We start from the raw sequence: 11908 nt of genomic DNA on the forward strand, positions 1-11908 counted from the left end.
TTTTGCGGAACGGGCTGGCCGCTAGCGAGCGGCGACGACCTCGCGCAGCAGCGCGGCGGTCTCGGACGGTGTCTTGCCGACCTTGACGCCGGCGGCCTCGAGCGCCTGCTTCTTCGCCTCGGCGGTCCCGGCCGAACCGGACACGATCGCGCCGGCGTGGCCCATGGTCTTGCCCTCGGGAGCGGTGAAGCCCGCGACGTAGCCGACGACCGGCTTCGTGACGTGCGCCTTGATGAACTCGGCCGCACGCTCTTCGGCGTCGCCACCGATCTCACCGATCATCACGATGGCCTCGGTCTCGGGGTCGGCCTCGAACGCGGCGAGCGCATCGATGTGCGTGGTGCCGATGACCGGGTCGCCGCCGATGCCGATGGCGGTCGAGAAGCCCAGGTCGCGGAGCTCGTACATCATCTGGTAGGTCAGGGTGCCGGACTTCGAGACGAGCCCGATCGGGCCCTTGCCGGTGATCGTCGCCGGGGTGATGCCGACGAGGGACTCCCCCGGGGTGATGATGCCGGGGCAGTTCGGCCCGATGATCCGGGTCGTGCCGCCCTTCGCCTTGGCGTGCGCCCAGAACTCGGCCGAGTCCTGTACGGGGATGCCCTCGGTGATGACGACGACGAGCGGGATCTCGGCGTCGATGGCTTCCATGACCGCGTCCTTCGCGAACGCCGGCGGGACGAAGACGATCGAGACGTCGGCACCGGTGGTGTCGATGGCCTCGCGCACCGAGCCGAAGACCGGCAGCGACACGTCGCCGTGGGTGACGGTGGTGCCGGCCTTGCGGGCGTTCACGCCGCCGACGACGTTCGTGCCGGCCTTGAGCATCAGGGCGGTGTGCTTCGTGCCCTCGCCACCGGTGATGCCCTGGACGATGACCTTGGAGTCCTTGTTGAGGAAGATCGACATGGTCAGTCCCTTCAGGCCGCTGCGGCGGCGAGTTCGGCGGCCTTCTCGGCCGCATCGTCCATGGTCGCGGCGACGGTGACGAGCGGGTGCGCTGCCTCCGCCAGGATCCGGCGACCCTCTTCCACGTTGTTGCCATCGAGGCGCACGACGAGCGGCTTGGTGGCCGCGTCGCCGAGGATGCCGAGCGCGGCGACGATGCCGTTCGCGACGGCGTCACAGGCGGTGATGCCGCCGAAGACGTTCACGAAGACGCTCTTCACCTGCGGGTCGCCGAGGATGACGTCGAGGCCGTTGGCCATGACCTCGGCCGAGGCGCCGCCGCCGATGTCGAGGAAGTTGGCGGGCTTCACGCCGCCGTGGCGCTCACCGGCGTAGGCGACGACGTCGAGCGTCGACATGACGAGCCCCGCGCCGTTGCCGATGACGCCGACCTGGCCGTCGAGCTTGACGTAGTTCAGGCCGTGGGCCTTCGCCTTGGCCTCGAGCGGGTCCTCGCTGGCGGTGTCCTCGAGGTCCTTGTGGCCCTCGTGGCGGAAGTCGGCGTTCTCGTCGAGCGAGACCTTGCCGTCGAGTGCCAGGATCTGGCCGTCGCCGGTGCGGACGAGGGGGTTCACCTCGACGAGGGTCGCGTCCTCGCCCTTGTAGACGTCGTAGAGCTTGACGAAGACGTCGGCGACGGCGTCCTGCAGCTCCGATGGGAAGTTCGCCTGCGCGGCGATCTCGAGCGCGGCGGCCTTGTCGATGCCGGTCAGCGGGTCGACCTCGACCCGGGCGAGTGCCTCGGGCTTCTCGACGGCGAGCTGCTCGATCTCCATGCCGCCCTCGACGCTGGTGAGCGAGAGGTAGGAGCGGTTGGCCCGGTCGAGCAGCACGGAGAAGTAGAACTCCTCGGCGATGTCGGCACCCTGGGCGACCATGACGCGCTGGACGGTGTGGCCCTTGATGTCGAGGCCGAGGATGGCCTGCGCGTGCTCGAACGCCTCGTCCGGGGTCTTCGCGACCTTCACGCCGCCGGCCTTGCCGCGACCGCCGACCTTCACCTGCGCCTTGACGACCACGACGCCGCCGATCTTCTCGGCCGCCGCCTTCGCCTGCTCGGGGGTGTCGGCGATGATCCCCTGCAACACGGGGACGCCGTAGGACTCGAAGAGGTCCCTGGCCTGATACTCGAAAAGATCCACGCTGTTCTTCTTCCCGCACGGTTCGTGCGATCGGCATCGGTTTCCCGGTCGCGCACTCCACATCGAGGGTCGCTCGATGTCGAGACAACGGCCGCCACGCAGCCTAGCGCTGCTCGGTGGACGGCCGGTGCACGTCGGACACAGCCGGGTACCCGGCGATCAGGAGCGGGCACCGGAAGCGCATGAGCCGCTGCGCGCACCGCTGGGACCGGCCCCAAGCTGGCGCTCGGCACTGTGGATCGGTGCAACCCGAACTCCGTACCCGCGCCACCGAGGTCTTCGGCTGGAAGCTCCGCCCCGACCAGGAGTCCGTCATCGACGCGGTGCTCGAACACCGCGACGCCCTGGCGGTCATGCCCACCGGATCGGGGAAGTCCGCGATCTACCAGGTCGCCGGCCTCGGGCTGGACGGCCTCGTCGTGGTCGTCTCCCCGCTCGTGGCGCTGCAGGAGGACCAGGTGGTCGGGCTCGAGCACCATCCCGACGCACCCCGAGCCGTCGCCCTGAACGCCACGAAGAAGGCACGGGACGTCGCCGATGCGTGGGACGCCGTCGCCGCGGGCGAGGTCGGCTACGTGTTCCTGGCCCCCGAGCAGCTGGTGAAGGACGACGTGCTCGAGCGCCTCCGCGACGCCGGGGTCGCACTGGTCGCCGTCGACGAGGCGCACTGCATCTCGTCGTGGGGTCATGACTTCCGACCCGACTACCTGGCGCTCGGCGAGGTCGCGGAGCGCCTGGGCCGCCCACCGGTGCTCGCCCTGACCGCGACGGGCTCCGCTCCGGTGCGGGACGACATCGTCGACCGGCTCGGCATGCGCGACCCGTTCGTGCTCGCCTCGGGGTTCGACCGTCCCGGTATCCGGCTCGAGGTGGTCCGGCACGCCGAGGACGCCGAGAAGCGCCAGGCCGTGGTCGACCAGGTCGCCGAGCTCGACGGACCCACGGTCGTCTACGTCGCCACCCGCGCCGCGACCACGGAGTACGCCGACGCGCTCGCCGCCCGCGGTCGCCGCGCGCAGCCGTACCACGCCGGCATGCGGGTGGCGGAGCGCGAGGCCGTGCACACCGGGTTCCTGGACGGCGACGTCGACGTGGTGGTCGCGACGAGTGCCTTCGGCATGGGCATCGACAAGCCCGACGTCCGGTTCGTCGTGCACGCCGACGTCCCCGAGTCGATCGACGCCTACTACCAGGAGATCGGGCGGGCCGGGCGGGATGCCGAACCGGCCGGCGCCACCCTGCACTACCGCGCCGAGGACTTCGGCCTGCGCACGTTCTTCGCGTCCGGCTCGCCGCGGCCCGCCTCGGTCCGGGCCGTGTTCGACGCCGTCCCGACGACCGGCTCGATCGCCCGCGCCGCGCTGGTGGAAGCCTCCGGCCTGTCGGCCCGCACCGCCGGTCGAGCACTCAACGCCCTGCTCGACGCCGGCGCCCTGCGGGACGACGTCGACGGTGTCTCCCGGGTGCCGGACGGCCCGCAGGACGCCGACCGTGCGGCACGTGCGACAGCCGACCGTGCCGCCGAACGGGAACGGGTCGAGGAGTCCCGTATCGCCATGATGCGCCAGCTCGCCGAGACGACCGGGTGCCGCCGCCAGTTCCTGCTCGGCTACTTCGGCGACGAGCTGCCGGAGCCGTGCGGGAACTGCGACACCTGCTCGTCCGGCACGGCACGCGAGGCCTCCGCCCACGTCGCCGACGGTGCGAACGACGAAGCGTGGCCGCCGGATGCGCGCGTCGAGCACGCCGAGTGGGGCACGGGCGTGGTGATGAGCACGGAAGAGGACCGCATCACGGTGTTCTTCGAGTCCGCCGGCTACCGCACCCTCGCACTCGCCGACGTCGAGGAACGCGACCTGCTCGAACGCGTCTGACAGCGGCACGGACGAAGCGCACCGGCGGCCGGCGCACGGGCCCGCCCGGCCCGGCCGGCCCGGGCGAGGAAGGCGCGGTCGCTCGACCACCCGTCGGCGACCGCGCTCCACTCCCCCGAGCATCGGCGATGCTGCCGTGGCGGTGTGACCGGAAGGTGACGCCCGGGTGAACACGACACGAAACCGGACGGCCGCCAAGCGCCGGCGGGTAGGCAGGAAGCCCGCAACGGAAAGGAACCACCATGAGCGACCCCGGCATCAGCCCCGTCGACGACTTCGAGTCCCAGCAGCGTCGCGACGACGACATCGACCGCGAGCACGTCGGCCCGTACGAGGTGGACGAGGCCGAGGAGTCCCTCGAGACGGTGACGAACGACGCGGTCGCCGGCGAGACGGTGGATCCGCAGCCCGGTGACGGCTCCGACGACGGTCCGACCGGCGGGTCCCCGCGCGAGGGCTCGCCCGACCTGTGGGAGCACGAGAACGAGCAGGACGAGGACCGCGCCGACCTCGGCAACGACCTCGGCACGAAGCCGCTCTGAGCGCTGATCTCTGAGCTGATCAGGCTCCCCCGGAACACGGCTCGGTAGCATCGGGCCGTGTTCCGACGAGTCCGCTCCAGCGTCCGCAGCATGCCCTCGGCAGCGCGGCTGCTGGCGGTCGCGGCGATGCTGCTGGTCGCCGCCGCGGCACACCTCGCCGCCCGCTCGGAGTCTGGTGGCCGCTGGGTCCCGCTCCTCGTCGTCGGCGTCGTCGGTGCGGTCGTCACCGGATCACCGACCCGCCTCTGGCCGCTCCCCGCGATCTGGCTCGTCGCGACGCTCCTCGCCCTGACCGGTGACGCGCCCGTCGGCGCCTCGTCCGCACTGGTCGCCCTGGTCGTCGGCGGGGTCGCACTCCTGGCGGCGATCGCCGTGGACCTCCGGCCCGTCCTGCGGGCGCGACGCCGACGGGGTGCGGCGTGACCACCCCACGGCCTGGAGGCGCGGCACACGACCCGCACCGTGCCTCCCGTCCGACTGCTGGTCGCGTGCACGACCGTCACCTGCGGCGGTTCCTCGCCGACAGCACGCCCGTGGCCGCGGGCGGCCGCGCCATCCTGCTGCAGATCGCCGACCCGGTCGTCGCGGCCGGTGTCCGGCGGCACTCGGACTTCGCCCGGCGACCCCAGCAGCGGCTCGCCCACACCCTGATGTTCGTCTACGCCGTCGTCATCGGCACCGACACCGACTCGGCGACCGCAGCGGGCTTCGTCAACCGTGCGCACCGGCCCGTCGCCGGCGCCGACGACGTCGACCGGCAGCTCTGGGTGGCCGCGACCCTGTTCGACTCCGCCCGCCGGGCGCACGACCTGTTCGGCACACGCGTCTCCCCGGCCCGAGCCGAGCAGGTCCTCGCCGCCTACGCCCCGATCGCGACCGCGCTGCGGGTGCCGCCGGAGCGTTGGCCGACCTCGGTGGCGGCGTTCGACCGGTACTGGCAGCGGACACTGGAGGGGCTCGAGGTCACCGACGACGCCCGTGGGGTCGTCCGTGACCTGCTGCACCCGCGGTTCGCGCCGCTGTGGGTGCGGGCGGCGATGCCCCTCGTCCGCATCGTGACCGTGGGGATGCTGCCGGAACGGGTGCGCACGGCGTACGGCTTCGCGTGGGGGCCGCGGGAGGAACGGCGCTTCCGGCGCACCGTCCGGGTGGTGGCCGGGGTGCGGGCGCTCGTGCCGAGGGTGCTGCTGCGGCTGCCGGGGCCGCTGCTGCTGCGGGCGATGCGGCGGACCGCTGGGCGACACGCCGCGGTACGGTAGCGGGCATGTCGGTCGACCACTTCGCCATCACGGTCCCGCGGTCCTGGTTCGAGCTCCCGGTCGAACCGGAACGCCGCGACGACCGGATCAGCGCCCTCGTGCAGGAACGCATCGAGGACCACCGGGAACTGTGGGACCACCGCACCGAGATCGTCCGGGTGCTCCGCCGGTTCGCCCGCTCGGCGTGGGACAGCGGCGCGCGGTACTGCGCCGCGTTCGCCGAGCCGAGCGAGGACGGCATCGTCTCTGGTGCCCTCACCGTGACGGTCCTGCCCGCGCCCGAGGCCGGCGGCGACCCGCTCGCCGCGCTCACCGACCACGTCGCCGCACTCGGTGGTGACGACGACGGCATGCACGTCGACGTGCACGAGGTCCCCCGCGTCGGCCGGGTGCCGCGCGTCTGGGGTGTCTCGACGGTGCAGGCACCGGACGGCCGCGGGTCGTTCGACGTCGTGCTCATGCAGACGTTCGTGCCGGCCGGCGACCAGGTCGCCCTGGTCAGCGTCTCGTCGCCCGCGACCGACCTGGCCGAGCCCCTGTACGAACTGTTCGAGACCGTGACCGACACCTTCGAGCTCATCGACTCCGCCGCGGTCGGCAGCGAGGCGTCCTGATGCGCCTCTGGCCGTTCCGGAAGAAGCGCAAGGTCGTCGAACCCGTCGTCGAACGGGTCGGCGAGCGTGACCTGGCACAGATGGCGCAGCGCGGCGAGCTCGCCCGGTCGGTCACCACACCGCCCCCGGCTCCGCGTGCGAGTGCCGACCGGGTCCGGGCGACCGTGGCGCAGATGCCCGGCCGACCGCTCGGGTCGTCCGGCGGATCCACCGCCCGTCGTGACGCCGCCCCCGCCCGCCAGGCAGCGGCTGCCGTGCTCGTCCTCGACGGCACCCAGCGGGTGACCGTGTCGGGTGGAGGGCTGATCGGCCGTGACCCCGCGAGCGCCCACCCGGACGGCGGACACGCCCACATGATCGCCCTGGAGGACCCGGAGCGGCTGCTCAGCCGCACCCACCTGGAGTTCGGGTTCGGCGCCGAGGGCTCCCTCTGGGTGCTCGACACCGCTTCGGCGAACGGCGTCGAGCTGCAGCGCCCGGGGTTCCCCGCGGCGATGCTCGTGCCGTCCCAACGCACGACCGTGCAGCCCGGCGACACCGTGGTGTTCGGCGGGCACACGCTCCGCGCCGAACCCGCCGTCGGACTCGTCAGCGAGACGCCGCTGGGCTGAGCAGGCCCCGGACCGGGCCGGATCCCGGGGTGCGCGGGCTCCGGGCAGCGCCCCGCGGCCGGTGCCCCCGCGGCCGACGCCCCCGCGGCCGGCGCTAGTCGCCGGCCGGTACCTGCACGAGTCGGAGCGCCTGGTCGGCGTCGTTCAGCAGCGCCCGACCCGCGACGCGGTCCTGGGTGACCAGGCTCTTCGACAGCTTCGTGCCGATCAGGTCGCCGTCGACGGTGCTGAGCGGCGCGAGCAGCATGCCCCGACGCGCCTTCTTCGCGTCGACCTGCCAGCCGCGGAACCCGCTCGCCACGCCCTCGACGTCACCGGCCAGGACGAGCCCGACCGAACGACCCCGGTCGGAGTCCATGATCGCCCGGAACACCGGTTCGGCCGGCGACTCCTTCAGGGCCTCGGCGTCGTCGACCAGCACGAGCGTGAAGCCGTCCGAGCCGGTATCGATCGCGGCGGACAGCCCCTCGGCCCCGATGGTGCCGTCGGTCACCACCGTGACGCGGGGTGCTCCGTCGAGTGCTCGGAGCGGGGACTCCCGCGGTGTCACCGCGACGACCGACCCACCCGCCGACAGCACGTGACGGGCCATCGCGACGAGCGCGGTGCTCTTGCCCGAGCGGGGGCTGCCGCCGACGATGAAGACCGGGGTGTCCTGCACGAAGTCGTGCGTGAACAGCCGGAGCTCGTCGCCGCCGACACCGAGTGCGACCCGGCCGACCGATGCCTCGGCCGACGGCAGGTACCGCACGGCGTCCGCGAAGGTGATGGAGCGCGGGAGCACGTCGATGCGGAACGGCTTCGGGGCGTCGGCCGGCACGTGCGCACGGACCTCGTCACCGATGCCCCGGAGCGCGGCAGCTTGGTCGCGGCCCCCGAGTCCGCCGGGCAGCACGGCGACCTGGGTCTCCGTCGCCGTGGCGTTGCGGAACCCGCGCCCCGGTGGGATCGACTCCGGCAGTTTCTTGCCGTTGATGCCCTCGTAGTTGTAGTCGCCACGGTCGGCCAGGGCGAGCAGCAGCTTCCGCTCCACCTGGCTCGACATCCGGCCGGACGTCAGGGTGCGGTCGCCGGAGACGACCAGGTGCACGCCGACGCCGACGCCCTCGCGCAGCAGGGTCTGGACGGCGTCGTGCAGCGCACCGTTCTCGGCGTCCGCCAGGGTCGCCATGAAGCTCTCCCACTGGTCGAGGAACACGACGATGTGCGGCATCGGCACGGCGCCCGCGTCGGTCCGCTGCTCGGCGATCGACGAGTACCCGCCGGCGGCGAAGGCGGCCTGGCGCTCCTGCACGGTGCGGAGCAGGATACCGAGCAGCCGCGAGACCCGGTCGGGTTCGTGCCGCTGCACCACGGCACCGCAGTGCGGCAGCGCCCCGAGGGCCAGCAGCGCACCGTTGCCGCAGTCGATCCCGTACATGTGCACGTCGCCGACGCCGAGCCGCAGGGCCATCGCCCCCGCCAAGGTGCGGAGCGTCTGGCTGCGGCCCGAGCGCGGCGAGCCGATGACGAACAGGTGACCGTCCGCGTCGAGGTCGAACACCGCCGGGCGCTGCCGCTGGTCACCCGGGTGGTCCTCGACGCCCCAGGCGACCGCCAGGGGTGCCAGGTCGCCGGTGCCGGTCGCCTCGACGTCGTCGAGCCCGACGACCTCGCCGAGCGGCGGCAACCAGGGCTTCCGCTGCTCGGGGGTGCCGAGGGCGCGGGTGGCGTCGTCGATCGACGCGACGAGGACGCTCAGGTCGGTGACCTCCACGTCGCTGGCGGCGGCCTCGACGGCAGCCGGGCGGGGGGCTGGATCGCTGTACGAGGCGAACGTGAGCTCGCGGACCAGGGCGGGGCGGGCCTCCTGGTCGTCCGAGCCGGGCCGGCGCCCACCCACACGACCGGACTGGAACGGCAGCAGCGAGGCAGCGCCGAGCCGCACGTAGGCGCGTCCCGGGGTCGACTTCGCGATCCGCGCGGCGTCGTTCGCGCCGATGACGTCCTGGCTCTCCGACTGGTCGGTGACGCGCAGCGCGATCCGGAGGTTCGTGTTCGCGCGGATCTCGGGGGACACGACACCGCCCGGTCGCTGCGTGGCGAGGATCAGGTGGATGCCGAGCGAACGACCGCGCTGGGCGATGTTCACCAGGCCCTTGACGAAGTCGGGCAGCTCGCGGGCGAGCGAGGCGAACTCGTCGATGACGATGAGCAGCCGCGGCAGGCTCGGGATCGTGTCCCCGTTCGCCGCGCGCTTGGCCTGCAGGTCCTGGTAGTCCTCCAGGTCCTTCGCACCGACCTCGGCCAGAGCGTGCTCGCGGGTGCGCAGCTCGGCGCCGAGCGACTCGAGCGCGCGCTCGACCTGGTGCGTGTCGAGGTCGGTGACCATGCCGACCGTGTGCGGCAGGTCGACGCAGTCCTTGAAGGCCGCGCCGCCCTTGTAGTCGACGAGCACGAAGTTCATCTCGTCCGGCCGGTTCGCCACGGCGAGGGACGCCACGATCGTCTGCAGCAGCTCGGACTTGCCGGAACCGGTGGTCCCGGCGACCAGGCCGTGCGGCCCGTCGTTCCGCAGGTCGATCGCGAACGGCCCGTCGATCGACGCCCCCACCACGGCGGTGGTGCTGCGGCCGCCGAGCAGCCAGCGTGCCTGCACGGCCTCGGACGTCGGCGGTTCGAGCTGGAGCACGTCGAGCAGCCGGGCGGACGACGGGATGGCGCCGTCCTGCACGTCCGGGCTGGCGTCGACGATCGGGGACAGCGACCGGGCGACCCACTCGAGCCAGTCCTGGTCGACCAGGTCCGGGCGTGCGTCGTCGATGCGCTCGCTGCGCTGCTGGGTGACCCGCACCCGGTCGTCGCGGACGACCACCACGGCGTCGCACTCCTCGGGCAGGAGCCGCTCGTCCAGGTCGAGGCAGATGCTGAACACCCCGACCGACGGCCCCTCCTTGAGCACCTGCACGAGCGAGGGCATCGCGCGGAGCCGGCGCGCGCCGTCCATCACGACGACGATCTCGTCGGCCGGCGGGGTCTTCTTGCCGATCCCGGCTTCCTTGCGGGCGTCGATGATCGCGGCGAGCTCGGCGATCGCCCGCGCGGTCGACGTGGCGTTCGAGGCGATGCTCGTCATCGGCTGGTCCGCACCGTCGCGGCGGACGTGCGGCAGCCAGGACATCCACTCCCACAGCGACGTGCGTGTGGTGTCGGTGAGCAGCGTGAAGGTGACGTCCTTCGGACTCTGCAGCGTCGCGAGCTGCGCGACCACCCAGTTCGCGAGTCGTCGGGCGTCGTCGTCCGGACCGGCGATGCCGATCACGCCGCGCTCGGCCAGGCGGATGCGCACCGGCACGTCCGTCGCGTCCCACGCGACGGTCCGCTTGTGGGACAGCTGCTCCGGGTCTTCGATGGTGACCTCGGAGCGCTGCGTCGCCGTGCCGACGCGGACCAGCAGGTGGTCCGGGTCCGTCCGGCGTCGCTCCCACAGGCGCGGCAGGGGCGTGACCGCCGTCTCGTAGACGGCGGCGGGGTCCGGCGCGCTCGCGATCCAGCGTGCACGTTCGGACTGGAGGCTCTCGGTCGCGTCCGCCTCGATCCGCGCCTTGGTGTCCTCGTACTCCACGACGCGTTGCCGGTACGTCTTCTTGCCCTGCCGGCGGCCCTGGAGGCCCGTGATGATCATCAGGATCGGCGACAGCAGGGCGATGAGCAGGTAGATCCAACGCCCGGTTGTCGACACGAACATGACCGCCATGCCCATCGGCGCCAGCGCCATCAGGATGGGCAGCGCCCGGGCCGGGGGCTCGGTCGGCGGCGGGGGCAGCTGGTAGCGGGTGTGCTCGTCCGGCGGCAGGATGCGCGGCGGCCGGTTGTACTCGAGCGACATGCCGTCGTCCGCCAGGGACAGGTGGGCGCCGCGGTTCGGGGCACGGCCGAAGCCGAGCAGGACCCCGCCGACCGCGAGCTGTGCCGTCTCGGGCCAGTCGGTCTCCTCGGTGACCGGCTCGCCGTCCAGCAGCGCGCCGGAGTAGCCGTTCGCCGGGCGCACCTTCGCGCCGTCGGCCGTCACCGTGACGAGCAGGGCGATGTCCGGCACCGTGTCGGACCCCGACGCCTCGGCCTCGACCTCATCCGTGGTGCTCACCGGCACCCGCACGTGCGCGGACGGCGACGTACCGATGGTCACCGTGCCGGTGCTGACCCGCACGATCGTCCCCGCGTGCAGCCCGGACACGATCCGGACCTCGGCGTCGGTCAGCGGGCGGAGCGGCGGCGGCGGCACCTGTTCGAGGCTCCGGCGCACCACCACGCCCTCACGGACGCCCGACTCGGCGACCGACGCCGAGAGGTCGAGCGGCTGCTCCCCGACGAAGTACACGGGGGTCCGGCCGGATGCGACGACGTCCGTCGCGATGAGGCGCTCGGCCTCGGCCACCAGCTCGCGCACCGCCCGGGAGTCGTCGCCGTCCACGTAGACGTTCGCGGTCTGGCCGCTCTCGCGGTCGACCATCGTGAACGTGAAGGTCATGGCATTCCCCCGTAGCGTTGACTTCGTGTCGCAGGACGATGGTAGTGTCCCCTGCAACACGCCCCGTTGGGGGGACAAACGAAACTCCGGGGAAAGGGAGTCACACCGTGGCGAACATCAACGTCTCGTACGCAGACCTCGAGGCAGCAGCCTCCGACCTCAAGGCGGGCCAGGCAGACATCGAAGACCGTCTGTCGGCACTGCAGCGCAAGATCCAGCAGCTCATCTCGGACGGCTACGTCACCGACAAGTCGTCGGTCGCGTTCGGCGAGTCCTACGACGAGTTCAACCGTGGCGTGACCCAGACGGTCCAGGGGCTCGAAGGCCTCTCCACGTTCCTCTCCAAGGCCTCGCAGACCCTGTCCGAGACGGACGAGTCGCTGGCCTCCGGCCTCAAGGGCTGACACC

Annotated in this window: 10 protein-coding genes; 7 read left to right on the forward strand and 3 right to left on the reverse strand. The window is 72.5% G+C overall.

Annotated elements, in window-relative coordinates; genetic code table 11:
• Positions 1-21: 21 nt before the first annotated feature.
• Together sucD and sucC are read right to left on the reverse strand one after the other, a co-directional pair.
• Positions 22-909, reverse strand: coding sequence for a succinate--CoA ligase subunit alpha (gene sucD / locus DEJ03_RS00795; RefSeq protein ID WP_071404667.1), 888 nt, complete (start codon positions 907-909; stop codon positions 22-24).
• An 11-nt stretch (positions 910-920) separates the two neighbouring features.
• On the reverse strand, positions 921-2090 hold the full coding sequence (sucC, locus tag DEJ03_RS00800; RefSeq protein WP_110863167.1) for an ADP-forming succinate--CoA ligase subunit beta: 1170 nt from the start codon (positions 2088-2090) through the stop codon (positions 921-923).
• 242 nt (positions 2091-2332) lie between these two features.
• Here sucC and DEJ03_RS00805 point away from each other — a divergent pair, with 242 nt between their 5' ends.
• From DEJ03_RS00805 to DEJ03_RS00830, 6 genes are all read left to right on the forward strand, one after another.
• Positions 2333-3964, forward strand: a complete 1632-nt coding sequence (locus DEJ03_RS00805) for a RecQ family ATP-dependent DNA helicase (protein WP_110863168.1) — start codon at positions 2333-2335, stop codon at positions 3962-3964.
• 242 nt (positions 3965-4206) lie between these two features.
• Positions 4207-4506, forward strand: a complete 300-nt coding sequence (locus DEJ03_RS00810; protein WP_110863169.1) for a hypothetical protein — start codon at positions 4207-4209, stop codon at positions 4504-4506.
• A 57-nt stretch (positions 4507-4563) separates the two neighbouring features.
• Positions 4564-4929, forward strand: a complete 366-nt coding sequence (locus tag DEJ03_RS00815) for a hypothetical protein (RefSeq protein WP_146237619.1) — start codon at positions 4564-4566, stop codon at positions 4927-4929.
• Positions 4926-5765, forward strand: a complete 840-nt coding sequence (locus tag DEJ03_RS00820) for an oxygenase MpaB family protein (RefSeq protein WP_110863171.1) — start codon at positions 4926-4928, stop codon at positions 5763-5765. The genes DEJ03_RS00815 and DEJ03_RS00820 overlap by 4 nt, the downstream gene beginning before the upstream one ends.
• 5 nt (positions 5766-5770) lie before the next feature.
• The gene (locus tag DEJ03_RS00825) at positions 5771-6379 is read left to right on the forward strand and encodes a hypothetical protein (protein ID WP_071404663.1); all 609 of its coding nucleotides are present in this window, start codon (positions 5771-5773) and stop codon (positions 6377-6379) included.
• Positions 6379-6990, forward strand: a complete 612-nt coding sequence (locus DEJ03_RS00830) for an FHA domain-containing protein (RefSeq protein WP_110863172.1) — start codon at positions 6379-6381, stop codon at positions 6988-6990. The genes DEJ03_RS00825 and DEJ03_RS00830 overlap by 1 nt, the downstream gene beginning before the upstream one ends.
• 94 nt (positions 6991-7084) lie before the next feature.
• Here the strand turns inward: DEJ03_RS00830 and DEJ03_RS00835 are convergent, their stop codons facing one another.
• Entirely contained in the window at positions 7085-11500 is a 4416-nt protein-coding gene (locus DEJ03_RS00835; RefSeq protein ID WP_110863173.1) for an FtsK/SpoIIIE domain-containing protein, read from the reverse strand.
• Positions 11501-11607: 107 nt separating this feature from the next.
• Here DEJ03_RS00835 and DEJ03_RS00840 point away from each other — a divergent pair, with 107 nt between their 5' ends.
• Positions 11608-11904, forward strand: coding sequence for a WXG100 family type VII secretion target (locus DEJ03_RS00840; protein ID WP_071404660.1), 297 nt, complete (start codon positions 11608-11610; stop codon positions 11902-11904).
• Positions 11905-11908 lie beyond the last annotated feature (4 nt).

Origin of the sequence: Curtobacterium sp. MCLR17_043, assembly GCF_003224215.1 — a bacterium.
In the GTDB taxonomy this organism is placed as follows: Bacteria; Actinomycetota; Actinomycetes; order Actinomycetales; family Microbacteriaceae; genus Curtobacterium; species Curtobacterium flaccumfaciens.

Excerpts from the sequence above, each read along its gene's own strand:
- sucD (WP_071404667.1), bottom strand. The coding sequence starts at position 909 with ATGTCGATCTTCCTCAACAAGGACTCCAAGGTCATCGTCCAGGGCATC.
- DEJ03_RS00835 (WP_110863173.1), bottom strand. The coding sequence starts at position 11,500 with ATGACCTTCACGTTCACGATGGTCGACCGCGAGAGCGGCCAGACCGCG.
- DEJ03_RS00810 (WP_110863169.1), top strand. The coding sequence starts at position 4,207 with ATGAGCGACCCCGGCATCAGCCCCGTCGACGACTTCGAGTCCCAGCAG.
- DEJ03_RS00830 (WP_110863172.1), top strand. The coding sequence starts at position 6,379 with ATGCGCCTCTGGCCGTTCCGGAAGAAGCGCAAGGTCGTCGAACCCGTC.
- DEJ03_RS00825 (WP_071404663.1), top strand. The coding sequence starts at position 5,771 with ATGTCGGTCGACCACTTCGCCATCACGGTCCCGCGGTCCTGGTTCGAG.